The sequence below is a fragment of the uncultured Psychroserpens sp. genome, from assembly GCF_947500255.1.
Classification (GTDB): domain Bacteria; phylum Bacteroidota; class Bacteroidia; order Flavobacteriales; family Flavobacteriaceae; genus Psychroserpens.
The window spans coordinates 591065-606657 of the sequence record NZ_CANMRL010000001.1 but is presented as its reverse complement, the minus strand read 5'-3'; the positions used below and the strand labels follow the sequence as shown (position 1 = coordinate 606657).

Genomic DNA, 15593 nt, shown 5'->3' with positions numbered 1-15593 from the left:
TTATAGTTGGTCTGTTATATACGTTCAATATACATAAATTGGATTAAAAGAGCATAAATTCAAAGAAAATGGCAAAGCTAGAAAGCTTTTCAGTTTGCCTAAAACCAAAGCGTTTTCTGCTAAAATCGAAACCGATTAAGAATGAATTTTTGAAATTATCGTCATAGGCACGATATCCAATGCCAACTTTATACGTATTCCCATTTTCAAAGGCTTTTCCTAGGTCGACCAATTTCCCATAACCACCACGAACAAAGACCTGATCATCAAAATCGAAGATGTTATACGTAAAATCGAGATAGACAGGCAAAAAGTTTAAATTTTGGTCTATATAGTGGTCGTATTCAATATTGAGCCCTAAACTGGAGCGTGTGTCAAATTGGTAACCAATCGTATTGTTTATGAAAATACCGTTGAGGTTAATAAATGATTCACCATCATCATTAGCAATAGTATAATTATCATTTGTAGTTAAGGTTGCAGATAATGATGCTTTGTAAAAAACTCCGCGCGTTTTTTCATCATCTTGCGCTTGAATCATTAAAACGGACAATAATAATAGTAAAGTAGAGAGTTGCTTCATGATTAATTTTTGTTAGAAGCAATACAAGCATCAAGAATTATTCCGAAGAAAGTGTAGCAATAAAATCTTCTGGCGAAACGGCGTTTTCAACATCAAAATCTCCTATTTTAGTTCGACGTAATACCGAGAGATGTGCACCAGAATTTAGGGCTTTACCAAAATCATGAGCTAATGAACGAATATAAGTTCCTTTACTACAAACAACTCTAAAGTTTACATGTTGACCATCGATATGCGTAATTTCAAATTCAGAAATATGAACAGTTCGTGATTTTATGTCTACAGCTTCACCAGCACGCGCATACTCATACAAACGTTTTCCATCCTTTTTTAACGCTGAAAACACAGGAGGAAACTGTTCGATTGCTCCAATAAATTGCTTGGTTGTGTCTTTAATCAAGGCTTCGGAAATGTGTTCGAAAGGAAACGTTTGGTCGATTTCAGTTTCAAGATCGTAAGAAGGCGTTGTACTTCCTAGAACAAATGTACCAGTGTATTCTTTGTCTTGCCCTTGAAAGGTATTAATCTGTTTGGTCATTTTTCCGGTACAGATAATCAATAACCCTGTAGCTAGAGGATCTAATGTTCCTGCATGACCGACCTTAATTTTTTTAATATTGAAAGCTTGTCTAATTTCCCATCGCAACTTATTAACGGCTTGAAAGGAAGTCCAATTAAGGGGTTTGTCAATAAGTAAAACCTGTCCTGATTGGAAATCTTCAGCTGTCATTGTTAACGGTTTAATAGGGTGAAAATAATTGCTGTGATACCAACAATAGCACAGTATATCGCAAAGTAAGAGAGTTTACTTTTTTTAACCAAAGCAATCATCCATGTACAGGCAAATAGCCCAGCGATAAATGCTGCGATAAAGCCAATTCCTAAACTTGTGAAGTTAGCGCTTTCATAAGTAATATCTCCACTTAAAATATCTTTGGCAATTTTTCCAAAGATCAAAGGGACGACCATTAAAAACGAAAAACGAGCAGCTCTGGTTTTATCATTTCCTAACAATACAGAGGTAGAAATTGTCGCTCCAGATCGTGAAATACCTGGAAGTAAAGCAATAGCTTGTGAAATACCAATAATGAACGCATTAGGGAAACTTACTTTTTTATTGGTATCCTTAGCGCGATCTGCTAAAAATAGCAATGCAGCAGTGACAATAAGCATACAACCTACGAGTAAGATGTTTCCGCCAAATAATTGTTCTAATTGTTCTTCAAAAAAGAGACCGACAATTACTGCGGGAATCATAGATATGGCAATTTTAGACACAAATTTTAAATCGTCATTCCATTCAAACTTTAAGATGCCTTTGATAAGATCTAGGATGTCTTTTCTAAAAACAACTATCGTGCTAAGTGCAGTAGCAAAATGTAAAACGACTGTAAATAGCAGACTTTCTTTTGGTACCGACTTATCGCCAAGAATAGCCTTGCCTAATTCGAGATGACCACTTGATGACACTGGTAAAAACTCGGTAAGTCCTTGAATAATTCCTAATACAATAGAATCGATGATATCCATGAGGCAAAAATATCAAAATTGATGTACCTATTGATAAAAAGTATATGAATTTGTAAAAAAGAATTACTTTAAGATTAAGATCCTTTATTCGGATTTAATAAAATCGCATAGACTTGAATACCAAAACCTATGAGAACCAAAGTTGGTGCTAAACGAATACGTCTCCAGTTAAAGATTTCTGGGTTGAATACATTTGGGTCGTCACTACCACCTCCAGACATTAAAATAAAACCAAGTGCTATACAGACTAAGCCTATAATCATGAATTTGTAATTCTTCTTTCCGAAGATAAAATCGCCTTTAGATGTTTCTTTACGTTTCTGTTCTCCCATACTATTTTAAAACTCTGAAAAAATAATCTCATCACCTACTGCTAATTGTGCAATATGCTCTGAAGTGCCAAAAAATAATTTTGGTAAGTGCAAAGTAACGGTTTTATTTAAAACTTTTGCGTTAAGAGAATCTAAATTTAGGCCGCGTTCTAATCCGCGATTAATATAATAGTGGTCACCATGGTCATCGCTAAAAATAATGTCAGAGGATGTTCCTTCTTTAATACTGATGATTTTTTCAATTTCAATATCACATTCTTCAGGCTTTGGATCGGTAATGATACAAGAGTAGAATGATAAGGTTATTACAAAAAAGAGACTAAGGGCTAGGACAAAAAAAGGACGTAGTTTTTTCATGACTAGTGGGTTGATGTTTAATGATAACGTATGAAACCACTAGGATATTATAAGGTCTAACTTTTCTTCTTAGATCGTCCTTCAGAAAACACAATGTTGTTTACTAAAGTTTCAAGTTCTTCTCGCTGTGCATCAGTATCATACGAAATAACGATCAATAAGCTAAAGCCCTTTGTAATGGTTGACATATATTGTTGGTGAAATTGTGACCCTAAATAGTCAACATCAACTTCTAGAATATCAAACGAGTAGTTATCCATAACTTTAGGGTCGTCTACATAGTTAAATGTATAATCTAGCTGCATCTGTTCCATTAATTTTTGGGCTTCTACTAAGTAATCTTTCCCACGTTTTACCTGTGGAAATTGATTGATGTTTTCTGCAATAAGGCTAATAGATGGATTGTAGCCTAATGTTGATCCTAACTCATATTTATAGGCCGTAAATAAAGTAGCATTATTTATAGTTGAAGCATCTATAGCGCGCTTTAGGTCTTCATCTGCAATAAGGTCTCTTCCAAGCTCAGAAATCTCTTCGCGTTCCTCTACTGATTGTACATCCCAAGTTGCATCAAAAGGCATACGCATTTTAAAATAATTATTGGTATATACACCGTTTTCAACTTTACCATAATCGAAATTTTCGGGAATATTAGAAGACTCTGTTTTGCAAGCAAAAGCTGTAAGAATAGTGATAAGAAATAATAGTTTTTTCAAAATGATATAATATTTAATAATACAATTGGTCGGTTTTTAAATTCAAGAAACGCTGCGTCGCAATAAATGTACTTACCCAAGTAATTAAAATACCTAAAAGGAAAATACCAATAAACAGAGCACTAATTAATACAGGTTTTTGAAGTAATTCTAGTTCCGGGAATGTTTTATTGAGATAATAGAGTACAACTCCCATTCCTACTAAAGCAACAATAGCTCCAATAACTCCTAATTGAATACTTTTAAAAACAAAAGGTTTTCTAATAAAGCGCTTCGTTGCACCTACCATTTGCATAGTTTTTATAATAAAACGTTTAGAGTACACGGCTAAGCGTATCGAACTGTTGATTAATAACACAGCAATTAATGTAAAGACAGCACTAAGGATAAGAACCCAAAACGTAATTTTTTTGACATTATCATTCATCAATTCAACAAGGTTGTTGTCATATTTAATGTCTTCAATAAAGGCTTTGTTAGATAACTCTGCGGTAATACCATCCAAAGTTTCGTTAGTCACAAAATCTGCTTTAAGGTATACATCTATTGAGTTTTGTAAAGGATTAGTTCCTAAAAATTCGGTAAAATCTTCGCCGAGATCAGATTTTACGATTTGCGCAGCTTCTTCTTTAGAGACATATTTTGCTTCTTTGGTATAATCTGCCATGGCTAAACTTTTTTGAAGTTGATTCACTTCAACATCCTTTGCAGAGTCGTTCAAATAAATGGTCACAACAACTTGTTCTCTAAAATGATCGGCTACTTTTTTTGCATTTAACACCAATAAGCCCAAACATCCTAATAAAAATAAGACTAAAGCAATACTGATGACTACAGAAAAGTATGAGGAAATTAATTTTCGTTTTTGATATTGATCAAAAGATGACGCCATAAATAGAACAGATTAATGATGTAAAAATAAAAAACAATTTGTTTGTTTAAGGTTTACAACGCTTAAACTTTTAAATGTGTTGTAATACCTTTAAATTTGCGGTCTAAATTTGCAAAGAAACCATGAGTTATCATTTTAACGAGATAGAAGCCAAATGGCAAAAATATTGGGCAGACAACCATACGTTCAAAGCTGAAAATAACAGTGACAAGCCTAAATATTATGTATTAGACATGTTCCCTTATCCTAGTGGAGCTGGTTTACATGTTGGTCATCCCTTAGGTTATATTGCAAGTGATATTTATGCACGTTATAAGCGTCATAAAGGTTTTAATGTATTGCATCCTCAAGGTTATGATAGCTTTGGCCTACCAGCAGAACAGTATGCTATACAAACGGGTCAGCATCCAGCAATTACTACTGAAACTAATATAAAAACATATAGACGTCAACTGGATCAAATCGGATTTTCATTTGATTGGAGTAGAGAAGTACGTACGAGTAATCCAGAGTATTATAAGTGGACGCAGTGGATTTTCATTCAGTTGTTTGAGTCTTACTATTGTAAAGATTCAAATATGGCTAGACCAATTGCCGAATTAATCTCTGTTTTTGAAGCCGAAGGAAATACGAGAATAAATGCTGCATGTGATGATGATGTGACAGCGTTTACTGCTGAAGATTGGAACGGTTTTTCTTCGGAAGAACAACAAGATATGTTGCTAAAATACAGACTAACCTATTTAGCAGAAACTGAAGTGAACTGGTGTCCTGCATTAGGAACCGTTTTAGCCAATGATGAGATCGTAAATGGTGTGTCTGAACGTGGAGGACATCCTGTGATTAGAAAGAAAATGACCCAATGGAGTATGAGAATTTCAGCCTATGCTGAACGGTTGCTTCAAGGATTAGAAACGATTGATTGGACCGACTCGCTAAAGGAGAGTCAGCGCAATTGGATTGGGAAATCGGTTGGTGCTTCAGTAACTTTTAATGTGAACGGTCATGATGCTGTTATTGATGTATTTACAACACGTCCTGATACTATTTATGGTGTGTCGTTTATGACCTTAGCACCAGAACATGATCTCGTGTCGAAAATTACTACAGCAGATCAAAAGGTTGAAGTAGAGACTTACATCGTAGCTACAGCAAAACGAAGCGAACGCGATCGTATGGCAGATGTAAAAACCATTTCTGGAGTTTTTACTGGTGCTTATGCAGAGCATCCATTTACCAAAGAACCAATTCCGATTTGGATTGGTGATTACGTATTAGCAGGCTACGGAACAGGAGCAGTGATGTCTGTACCATGTGGTGATCAACGTGATTATGATTTTGCTAAGCATTTTAATATCCCGATTCCTAATATTTTTGAAGGGGTCGATATTTCCGAAGAAGCCTATTCAGATAAAGACAATACGGTCATTGCCAATAGTGATTTCCTTAACGGGATGAACTATAAAAAAGCGACGAAGCGTGCTATTTACGAATTGGAGCAATTGGGTCAAGGTGAGGGTAAAACGAACTATAGGTTGCGTGATGCTGTATTCTCGCGCCAACGTTATTGGGGCGAACCGTTCCCAGTATACTATGTGAATGGTAAACCACAAATGATTGCACTTGAGCATTTGCCAATCGTATTGCCTGAAGTAGAAAAATACTTGCCAACTGAAGAAGGTGAACCACCTTTAGGTCGTGCCGATGTTTGGGCTTGGTGTACTGAAAGTAATGCTGTTGTTGGTAACGACAAGGTTAATGATACAACTGTATTTCCTTTAGAACTAAATACGATGCCAGGTTGGGCAGGAAGCTCTTGGTATTTCTTCAGATATATGGAAGAAGCTGCGAATAGAGCTGATGTGTTTGCTACGGAAAAGGCATTAAAATACTGGGAAAATGTCGATCTCTATATTGGAGGAAGCGAGCATGCGACAGGACATTTATTGTACTCGCGTTTTTGGGTGAAGTTTATGCATGACAGAGGTTTTGTTGGTGTAGACGAGCCATTTAAAAAGTTGATTAACCAAGGGATGATCTTGGGGACGAGTGCTTTTGTTTATGGTCTTTGGGTTTCTTTTTCAAATCATAATTCTGAAGAAGATTTAAATTCTGGAGATAATAAAATAGCAGATGATGTTAATAGACCTTTCTTGTTAGTAATTTCTAAAGATAAATTTGATGAAATAGATACGGATCAAATAGATATTGATGAAATTGAAGATTGGATAGTTGATAAATTTCCAAACTCGACTCCTCCATGTATGTTTGATAAAAATGCTTCAATAAAGAATATTTTCAACTATACACCGATGACTATTCATGCCGATGTATCATTTGTAAATGCTTCGGATGAATTAGATTTTGAGACATTTAAAAATTGGAGAGAAGAATATAATAATGCGATGCTTTTTGAAAATAGCACTTACAAAGTCGGTCGCGACGTCGAAAAAATGTCCAAGTCTAAATACAACGTGGTCAATCCAGATAACATTTGCGAACAATATGGCGCAGATAGTTTGCGTCTTTACGAAATGTTTTTGGGGCCTTTAGAGCAAGCTAAACCTTGGAATACAGCTGGTATTACTGGTGTTCATGGGTTTTTGAAAAAACTATGGAAATTGTATGTTGATGACAATAGCGTAAAGGTTAGCGATGCTGAGCCTTCAAAAGATAACTTGAAAACACTTCATAAAACGATTAAGAAAGTAGAAGAAGACATCGAGAATTTCTCGTTCAATACGTCTGTGTCGACCTTTATGATCGCTTCCAATGAATTGACACAACAAAAATGTACAAGTAAGGCTATTCTTGAACCATTATTGGTATTAATTTCCCCGTATGCACCTCATATTGCTGAAGAGCTATGGCATAAATTAGGGAATGATCAATCAATCTCAACGGCTCCATTTCCGAAGTTTGAAGAGAAACACTTGGTAGAAAGCAATAAGAACTATCCAATCTCTTTTAACGGTAAAATGCGTTTTACTTTAGAATTACCTTTAGATATGAGTAAGGACGATATCGAAAAAACGGTGATGGCTCATGAAAAAACGATTGCACAATTACAAGGGCGTGAACCTAAAAAGGTGATTGTGGTTCCTGGAAAAATTGTTAATATAGTAGGATAGAAATTAAGATGTTTAGGATTAAGAAATACGATAAGGTTGTGCTGTTCTTTTTTGCAGCCATTGTTATCGGCTTTTCTCTTATCTGGCTTTTTGAAGAACGATTTGATAGAGACGAATGGATTACTAATCCGCGAACGCGTTATAAAATGGCAGACCATATTGTAAGTAGTGATACACTTATTGGAAAGACTAAAGAAGAAGTTATTTTTATTTTAGGTAGCCCAGATGCAGACAACCTTATTGAAGTGGATCACGTGTCTTATGATATTGGAAAAGCCCCAAGTTTCTTTAAATCTGGTGAACGGCAACTCGTTGTTTTTTTTGAAAGCAATCTAGCTTTTGAAGTCGCAGTTGTATCTTCAGAAGATTGATAAGCTTAAGAACTTTCATTATTTTTACTAAAACATATAGCATGAGAGGTCTTATATTTTTTGTTATTCTGTTAGTTGGAACGTCAACATTTGCTCAAGATAAAGTGTTTCCAAATGACTACTTAGGTGTATATCAAGGAGATTTGGTAATTACCAATCCACAAGGGAAACAGACTATACCTATGGAATTTCATTTTAAAGACACCGATTCTCTTGATGTCTTCACTTATAAACTAGTGTATTTAGTTAATGACAAGCCAGTTGAAAAGGATTATATATTAAGAGTGAAGAATAAATCTAAAGGCGAGTTTCTTATCGATGAAAATAATGGTATCATATTGTCCGCTAACTATATTGATAACACATTATATAGTGTTTTTGAAGTTCAAAATAGTCTATTGACTACCACAGAAACGTTTTATGATGATAAGATGGAGTTTAAAATTGTGTTCTCTAATATGAATGACAAGACCAACATTGAAGGCAATGAAGACACACCTCAGGTGACCAATTATCCTGTGACTGTCATACAAAAGGCGATTTTAACAAAACAATAACTGACAAAATTTCTCTAACTATACCATTGGCTTACTTTTTGTAAATAAATTAATAACAATTTAATTCTTAAAAATTATGAATGGAATGATGGGATATTACATACTAATTGGTGCCATAGCATTGGTAAGTTGGTTGGTAAGTAATCAATTAAAACAAAAATTCGCAAAGTACTCTAGAGTACAGTTACGCAATGGAATGAGTGGACGAGAAATTGCTGAAAAAATGCTTGCAGATAATGGTATTATGGATGTTGAGGTTATTTCTGTGGCTGGTCAGCTAACAGATCATTACAATCCAAAAAATAAAACAGTCAATTTAAGTGAAGCGGTTTACAATCAGCGTAATGCAGCAGCTGCGGCTGTTGCTGCCCATGAGGTAGGCCATGCTGTTCAACATGCTCAAGCGTATAGTGCTTTAGGAATGCGTTCGGCACTAGTACCAATTGTTAGTGTTACCTCAGGAATGTCACATTGGTTGGTGATTGGAGGCTTGATTCTAGGTGCTGCTGCAGGTGTTGGTCTAGGCTATTGGGTGTCAGTTGCAGGACTTGTGTTTATGGGATTTGCTACTTTATTTAGCTTTATTACATTACCTGTAGAATATGATGCAAGTAACAGAGCATTAGCTTGGTTAAAGAACAAAAATGTTGTGACTCCCGACGAGTATAAAGGTTCTGAAGATGCTTTGAAATGGGCAGCAAGAACGTATCTGGTTGCAGCTGTAGGTGCACTGGCGTCACTTTTATATTGGGCACTTCAAGTATTTGGCGGAAGCGACTAAAGAAAATACATATAAGATTTTAGCCGAATTACGTTTTTTTACACGTGATTCGGTTTTGTTTTATTACTTTAGATATAACTAAAATTAAATGTGCTTATGGAAAATTTCAATCAAAACCCCATTGAAAACACTAATGACAAATTGATGATTAGTGCTTTGTCTGCTACTGATCGCGTAGCATTCTATAAAAAGACGTATGCTCATGTTGCTGGAGGTGTACTCGTGTTTATTTTGTTTGAATGGATGCTTTTACAGAGTGATACTATTGTTAATTTTGCATTATCAATGACGCAAGGATGGCGATGGCTTATTATGCTTGGTGGTTTTATGTTTATTACCAATTACGCCGAAGGAATGGCTTTGAAAACGCCAGATAAGAATAAGCAATACTTGGCTTATGGACTGTATATCTTAGCCGAAGCTTTTATTTTCGTACCACTTCTCTATATAGCCACTGCGTTTTTGAATGATGGTGGTGATATTTTATATCAAGCAGTTATTGTAACCCTTTCTTTATTTACTGGATTATCGGCAGTGGTATTTATAACCAAGAAAGATTTTTCTTTTTTAAGAACAGGAATAATGATTGGTTTCTTTATCGCTATGGGATTAATTGTAGCTGGAACGCTTTTTGGATTTAATCTTGGTCTGTGGTTTTCTGTTGCAATGTGCCTTTTAGCAGGTGGTTCTATCTTATATCAAACGTCCAATATGGTACATAAATACTCTACTGAAGACTATATACCTGCAGCTTTAGGATTATTTGCATCGTTGATGTTGCTTTTTTGGTATGTATTACAAATTTTCATGTCTAGAGATTAATTCTTCCGAAGAACATATACAAAAGCATTCTGAAAAGGATGCTTTTTTTATTACAATTAAAACTGTTCCTCTAGATTGACCAACTTGTTTTGAATGGCATACACCACTAGACCAGCGAGGTTTTTAGCTTCAGTTTTTAACAAGAGATTATTACGATGTCCATCAACGGTTCTTGGACTAATAAAAAGTTTTTCGGCAATTTCGTTGGTTGTATATTGCTTACAGATAAGATCCAGTACTTCTTTTTCCCGCTTCGTGAAATACGTTGTATCGAAGTTAGATTTTTTAACTTGATCATTATTGTTTAATAGGCCTTCATGGATAAATTTCATCACTTGCTCGTCATAATAAAACCCTTTATCTGCTACCTCTTTAATAGTTGTGAGCATTAATTTTGGTGTGCTATTTTTTGCTAAATATGCCACAGCTCCAATAGAGATCATATTAATAATAAATGGTTTGCTAAAGTAACTTGTAAGCGCTATGATCTTGATATCTGGAAACTCTTTTCGTATAAGTTTGGTAGTTTCAACCCCATTAAGACCAGGCATTTTTAAATCTGTGATGACAATTTCAGGTAATTGTTCTGCAGAACGTAGTTGCTCCATAAGATGATTCCCATCCTCAGCATCAAATAAGATGTCTAAGTTTTTTTCTTTACTTAAAATTGAGATCAGCCCTTGTCTAAATAAGAGCTCATCGTCTGCTACAGCGATTGTGATTTTAGTATCCATAAGAGTGACAATTAATTGTGAATATACTTCCTGTTTTTTTCGAGCTCTCAACAAAAAGTTGCCCATTTAAGATTGCAACTCTACTCTTTATATTTTGTAATCCAATTCCGGATTTCTTTTTATGTTCATTAACATCGAAACCGATGCCATTATCTTTGAAAACCAATTCAAAGCCTTGCTTTTCTTTTATAAGCTTCATTTGAAGCAGATCTGCTTTTCCATGCCTTAGTGCATTATTGATCAATTCCTGAGCAATCCTGAACACGTGAAGTTCACTATTTTTATCAAGCTGTTCAAGTGTTTCAATATGATGGTTTATTTTAATTGAGGTGTTTGATGTAAACTCTTCAAATAGTTCTTCCAAAGCCACTTTTAAACCAAACTTATCCAAGATTGGAGGCATTAATTCGTGGGCAATTTTCCTTGAACTTTCCAAGGTTCGAGTTGTGATATCAAGAATATGATTTAGGGCATCTTTGTGTTCATCATTTATGGTGTCGTCTTCAATTAATACGTTGGTCGTTAGGCTCACCACGTTTAATTTTGAACTAATAGCATCGTGTAAGTCTTGAGCAATACGGTTGCGTTCTTCTTCTTGAACTTTTATAGTCGTTTGTAATATTTTTTTCTGATGATCAAGTTTGATATTAACTTTTTCAACCTCTTTTTCAATAATTTTTTTACGGGAATAATAAAAAAACAGGATAAGTCCTAGTGTGACTAGAACCAAAAAAATGATACTATAAACAAGTGCACCTATGATTTGCTCTTGACTGGCAGAAAATTCGTTTTCCATTGTATCAAAATTAAAGTTAAATAGACAACATATAGAATTTTATTTATAAGATATATATTTCTTATTTCACTATTAAAATCTAGATCAGATAAATAATTTCCTAGAATAAAGATAAGAGTACTTGAAGTAATATATACAAGGACACCAGCATTTATTAAAATATATTTATAAATATGACTTAAAGAATTATACAAGTGTACTATTGAATAAATTACTAGCGGTAGTGAGGTAACAAAGATCTCAAGAGAATTAAATTGGGTAAATAAACTTGGTTTAAATGCATATTGAACACTTAGTATTGCTAACACTAATACGATTGTATAAATGACATATTTTTTCTGTTTACTCTTAAATAACGCTCTATAAAAAAGAGAGAGGAAGATAAATTGAGTAATAAAATAAAAATGAGATAAATACAAGTTTGGAATTTTATAACTAGCCAGAATAAATGCAGTAATTGCTATAGTAGCTGAAACTACAAGGTACCAACTAAAATACTTATAGGCTACAACGTTCTTGTAACGTTTGTAGCCTATAAGGTATAATAAAGCATTTATAAAAATTAATATAATTCCTGTGTATTCAAAAAGGGCATTTATTAATTTCATTAATAGGCTTCTGAGGTTATTTTGTGATAAAGTAAACTACCTGTATCACAGTCATTTGGACACGGTGTTGTAAAATCATAAATAGCAGATTGGCCGCCATCAACAGTAGTGATATCTTTATATAGTTTTCCGTCTGTTGTTTCGGTACCAACTATTAATAGTTTTTCTTCTCCTGCATAATCAATTCCTAAATAACCTCTTAAAGAGAAGTCATAGGTTCCAGGTACTACTTGTAGTTTTTTAGTGCTGGCATCTATGGTAAAATCTAGGCTCATTTCATTAAAACAGGCGACTAGGTCTTCGACTGGAATTCTAAAAGCTTTAGACAGTGTTTTGTGTTTGCTTTGCCAGTTTTCTGTCCAATCTTTACCTTCTTGGAGGGTTCTTGTTAAGGGTTTTGATGCACTCATAATATTTAGTTTTTGTTGATTAATATGCCTTAAAGCTACTCAATTAGAAATTAAAATTGAAGCCTATTTTAAAAAACAGGTATTTCTACGTGTTTTTAACTTATAGTGATTTTGCGCTTAAAAAATAAGTGGTTTACTGCCACATTTGTAGTCTATTAATCAATATAAAAAATTAGACTATTATGGAACAGTACATTGGACAAATTATGATGTTTGGAGGAAACTTCGCCCCAAGAAATTGGGCGCTTTGCGACGGACAATTATTACCGATTGCAAGTCACACTGCATTATTTTCAATTTTAGGAACCACTTATGGAGGTGACGGAAGAACGACTTTTGCTTTACCAGATTTAAGAGGTAGAGCAGCATTACATGCAGGTAATGGACCAGGAATTGACCCTGTATCACTTGGTCAAAAAGGAGGAGAGAATAGAGTGACATTAAACGTGACTCAAATCCCTGCGCATAGCCATACAGGAACAATTGAAGCTACAAATCCGGTAGGACGTGGACAAGGAACAACTGATCCAACAAATGCTTACCCAGCAGAGGGAGGATCATATGCGTCAGCCAAAAATGTAAAAATGGCAGGAGATGCCGTTCAAACAAATAATACTGGTGGTAACCAGGCTCACGATAATATGCAACCATATTTAGGGGTAAACTATATAATCGCTTTAGAAGGTATTTTCCCACCTAGAAGCTAACTAATTATTAATGTAGAGTGTGCTTTATGGTACACTCTGCATTAGTTATAAAACTCTATTATTATGAAAACAAACTACACTTATTCAAAGAAATCACTATTGAACACCATGGTTTGGTGTTTTTCGCTGTTTTTAAGCTTTAGTAGTGTAGCCCAAAATCTAAATTTTACAATCGATACAGCTGTTGATAATGGCACCGATATTACCGAAACTATTGTTAATGGATCAGATACCTATGTTTTAACCGTTGCGCATTCAGGAAATGAGGAACTTGATAATTTAGGAGGAGGCGACCTTGTATTTTTCCTAAGTGCAATAGACCCACTTACACCTCATAGTTTAAAAATCACTAAAAATGGGAATCTTATTAATTTTAAGCTCAATAGTATTGATTACGACACGCTAGGTGCTGGTACTATTTCTGTACGAAATCAAGATGATGAAGTCATCTCGAGTCCTACATTTTATCCTTTAGGAGCTGGTTCGTTATTTATATCAAATCCAACAAATGGTTTTGATATTACGGAAATTAAAATCTTTCCAACAGATACAGATGATCTAAATGATTTTGGATTTCATAACATTAATATTGACATTCTCGATACGCTTGGTGTAGATGAAAGTACGTTATTAGAAAATCATGTCACTATTTTTCCAAATCCATCAAATGGAGACATCACCTTAAAGAATTCGACAATTGCTCTAGAAAAAGTAGTTGTTTCAGATTTAAACGGACGCACAATTGTTACTCAAAATCTAAACGGAGTTATTGGAGACCTTGATCTTAAAATGAGTTCAGAACTATCAACAGGATTATATTTAGTTACGATCTCCTCTAAGGAGGGCTCGGCCGTTAAAAAATTAATTATTAAATGATCTATGTATTGGAGACTGGATGATTTATTATGTTATCTTTAGTTTCCAAATCTATTTTATTAAACACTTATATTATGAGAAAACTTTACATTTTAACTTTATTGATTTCATCGTTTTGCACTGCGCAAAACTTAAACTTCACTATTGATACTGCCACTGATAATGGCACTACAATTACTGAAACAATTGTAAGCGGTCCAGACACTTATGTGTTGACTGTTGATCATTCTGGAAATGAGGAGTTAGACAATTTAGGAGGCGGAGATCTTGTGTTCTTCCTTAGTGCTATTGATCCTCTTACACCTCACAGATTGAGCATTACAAAAAACGGAATGCCAACTAATTTCAACCTGAATAGTATTGACTATGATACGTTGGGAGCTGGTACAATTTCAGTAACTAATCAAGATGATGAAGTCATCTCTAGCCCTACAGCTTATGCCTTAGGTGCAGGATCATTGACAATTACTAATGCTGCAAATGCGTTGAGTATTACGCAGATTAAAATCAACCCTACCGATACGGATGATTTAAACGACTTTGGATTCCATAATATTAATGTGGAAATACTTGATACCTTAAGTACAGAGGATGTGTCTTTAGAGCAAAGTATTGATATTTTTCCAAACCCTTCAGAAGGAAAAATTACCATTAAAAATTCGGGTATTGTATTAGAAAAAGTAGTGGTAACTGATTTGAATGGTCGTACAATCACGACTCAAAATTTAGAAGGAATTACGACTGATAAAGACTTGGATTTTAGTTCGGTATTGTCATCAGGATTGTATTTAGTAACTATTTCTTCAGAACGTAATTCTATTACTAAGAAGTTAACGATCAAATAATAACCAATCAATCTTAAAGCAAAAAGCGACCTCTTATGGTCGCTTTTTTTATAAATTAAAAGTCAATTATATTTTGATTTGACGTTCAATTTGCTGGTCTAAGGAAATAAAGGTTTCTGTTCTTGAAACACCAGTAATTGATTGAATATCACGATTAAGAACATGCATTAAATGTTCATTGTCCTTACAAAGAATCTTTATAAAAATACTCCAATTCCCTGTGGTATAATGGCATTCTAAAACTTCAGGGATCTTTTGTAATTGCTTTACAGCTTCAGGGTTACTAATGGCCTTGTCTAAGTATATTCCAATAAATGCCATCGTTGTATACCCTAAGACCTTTGGGTTGATAACAAACTTAGAACCCGAAATTAATCCAGATTTCTCAAGCTTTCTTAATCTTTGATGTATGGCTGCTCCCGAAATACCAACCAAACGTGCAATTTCTAAAATTGGTGTTCTAGCATCTGCCATTAATGCACGTAGTATCTTTTTATCGATACCATCAATTTGTATGTTTTGATTGACCATTTTCATAAGCAATA

At 34.4% G+C, this 15593-nt stretch carries 19 protein-coding genes; 8 read left to right on the top strand and 11 right to left on the bottom strand.

Going from position 1 to position 15593, the window contains the following annotated elements:
- Positions 1 to 43: 43 nt before the first annotated feature.
- From Q0783_RS02535 to Q0783_RS02505, 7 genes are all read right to left on the bottom strand, one after another.
- Complete coding sequence (locus tag Q0783_RS02535; RefSeq protein ID WP_298754300.1) at positions 44 to 583, bottom strand: hypothetical protein; 540 nt, start codon at positions 581 to 583, stop codon at positions 44 to 46.
- Positions 584 to 620: 37 nt separating this feature from the next.
- On the bottom strand, positions 621 to 1313 hold the full coding sequence (gene truB / locus Q0783_RS02530; RefSeq protein WP_298893025.1) for a tRNA pseudouridine(55) synthase TruB: 693 nt from the start codon (positions 1311 to 1313) through the stop codon (positions 621 to 623).
- A 2-nt stretch (positions 1314 to 1315) separates the two neighbouring features.
- Complete coding sequence (locus tag Q0783_RS02525; RefSeq protein ID WP_298893023.1) at positions 1316 to 2113, bottom strand: undecaprenyl-diphosphate phosphatase; 798 nt, start codon at positions 2111 to 2113, stop codon at positions 1316 to 1318.
- A 74-nt stretch (positions 2114 to 2187) separates the two neighbouring features.
- Positions 2188 to 2445 (bottom strand): DUF3098 domain-containing protein, encoded by a 258-nt coding sequence (locus tag Q0783_RS02520; RefSeq protein WP_298754306.1) that lies wholly within the window; start codon positions 2443 to 2445, stop codon positions 2188 to 2190.
- Positions 2446 to 2451: 6 nt separating this feature from the next.
- Entirely contained in the window at positions 2452 to 2802 is a 351-nt protein-coding gene (locus tag Q0783_RS02515) for a hypothetical protein (protein ID WP_298893021.1), read from the bottom strand.
- A 56-nt stretch (positions 2803 to 2858) separates the two neighbouring features.
- Positions 2859 to 3518: a hypothetical protein gene (locus Q0783_RS02510; RefSeq protein ID WP_298893019.1), complete on the bottom strand. Its 660-nt coding sequence runs from the start codon at positions 3516 to 3518 to the stop codon at positions 2859 to 2861.
- Positions 3519 to 3531: 13 nt separating this feature from the next.
- Complete coding sequence (locus Q0783_RS02505; protein WP_230934261.1) at positions 3532 to 4410, bottom strand: permease-like cell division protein FtsX; 879 nt, start codon at positions 4408 to 4410, stop codon at positions 3532 to 3534.
- 122 nt (positions 4411 to 4532) lie between these two features.
- On the opposite strand from Q0783_RS02505, the gene Q0783_RS02500 reads away from it, so the two are divergent.
- The 5 genes from Q0783_RS02500 to Q0783_RS02480 all read left to right on the top strand — a co-directional run bounded on the left by Q0783_RS02500 (position 4533) and on the right by Q0783_RS02480 (position 10072).
- A complete protein-coding gene (locus Q0783_RS02500) occupies positions 4533 to 7541 on the top strand; it encodes a class I tRNA ligase family protein (RefSeq protein WP_298893017.1) in 3009 nt (1002 codons plus the stop codon).
- Between the two features lie 8 nt (positions 7542 to 7549).
- Entirely contained in the window at positions 7550 to 7912 is a 363-nt protein-coding gene (locus Q0783_RS02495; RefSeq protein WP_298893015.1) for a hypothetical protein, read from the top strand.
- Positions 7913 to 7953: 41 nt separating this feature from the next.
- Entirely contained in the window at positions 7954 to 8469 is a 516-nt protein-coding gene (locus Q0783_RS02490; RefSeq protein WP_298893013.1) for a hypothetical protein, read from the top strand.
- 85 nt (positions 8470 to 8554) lie between these two features.
- Positions 8555 to 9250 carry a zinc metallopeptidase gene (locus tag Q0783_RS02485; RefSeq protein ID WP_298893011.1) on the top strand — a complete coding sequence of 232 codons (696 nt, stop codon included), beginning with the start codon at positions 8555 to 8557 and terminating at the stop codon, positions 9248 to 9250.
- Between the two features lie 96 nt (positions 9251 to 9346).
- On the top strand, positions 9347 to 10072 hold the full coding sequence (locus tag Q0783_RS02480; protein ID WP_298754319.1) for a Bax inhibitor-1 family protein: 726 nt from the start codon (positions 9347 to 9349) through the stop codon (positions 10070 to 10072).
- A gap of 56 nt (positions 10073 to 10128) precedes the next feature.
- Here Q0783_RS02480 and Q0783_RS02475 read toward each other — a convergent pair whose 3' ends face one another.
- The 3 genes from Q0783_RS02475 to Q0783_RS02465 all read right to left on the bottom strand — a co-directional run bounded on the left by Q0783_RS02475 (position 10129) and on the right by Q0783_RS02465 (position 12620).
- Entirely contained in the window at positions 10129 to 10806 is a 678-nt protein-coding gene (locus Q0783_RS02475; protein WP_230934255.1) for a response regulator transcription factor, read from the bottom strand.
- Positions 10796 to 11602, bottom strand: coding sequence for a sensor histidine kinase (locus Q0783_RS02470; RefSeq protein WP_298893009.1), 807 nt, complete (start codon positions 11600 to 11602; stop codon positions 10796 to 10798). Before Q0783_RS02470 ends, Q0783_RS02475 begins: the two co-directional genes overlap by 11 nt.
- 607 nt (positions 11603 to 12209) lie before the next feature.
- Positions 12210 to 12620: a hypothetical protein gene (locus Q0783_RS02465; RefSeq protein ID WP_298893007.1), complete on the bottom strand. Its 411-nt coding sequence runs from the start codon at positions 12618 to 12620 to the stop codon at positions 12210 to 12212.
- A gap of 182 nt (positions 12621 to 12802) precedes the next feature.
- On the opposite strand from Q0783_RS02465, the gene Q0783_RS02460 reads away from it, so the two are divergent.
- The 3 genes from Q0783_RS02460 to Q0783_RS02450 all read left to right on the top strand — a co-directional run bounded on the left by Q0783_RS02460 (position 12803) and on the right by Q0783_RS02450 (position 15048).
- Entirely contained in the window at positions 12803 to 13327 is a 525-nt protein-coding gene (locus Q0783_RS02460; RefSeq protein ID WP_298893005.1) for a tail fiber protein, read from the top strand.
- A gap of 63 nt (positions 13328 to 13390) precedes the next feature.
- Positions 13391 to 14203 (top strand): T9SS type A sorting domain-containing protein, encoded by an 813-nt coding sequence (locus Q0783_RS02455; RefSeq protein WP_298893003.1) that lies wholly within the window; start codon positions 13391 to 13393, stop codon positions 14201 to 14203.
- Positions 14204 to 14277: 74 nt separating this feature from the next.
- Positions 14278 to 15048, top strand: coding sequence for a T9SS type A sorting domain-containing protein (locus Q0783_RS02450; RefSeq protein WP_298893001.1), 771 nt, complete (start codon positions 14278 to 14280; stop codon positions 15046 to 15048).
- 66 nt (positions 15049 to 15114) lie between these two features.
- Here Q0783_RS02450 and Q0783_RS02445 read toward each other — a convergent pair whose 3' ends face one another.
- The gene (locus Q0783_RS02445) at positions 15115 to 15585 is read right to left on the bottom strand and encodes an Lrp/AsnC ligand binding domain-containing protein (RefSeq protein ID WP_298892999.1); all 471 of its coding nucleotides are present in this window, start codon (positions 15583 to 15585) and stop codon (positions 15115 to 15117) included.
- Positions 15586 to 15593 lie beyond the last annotated feature (8 nt).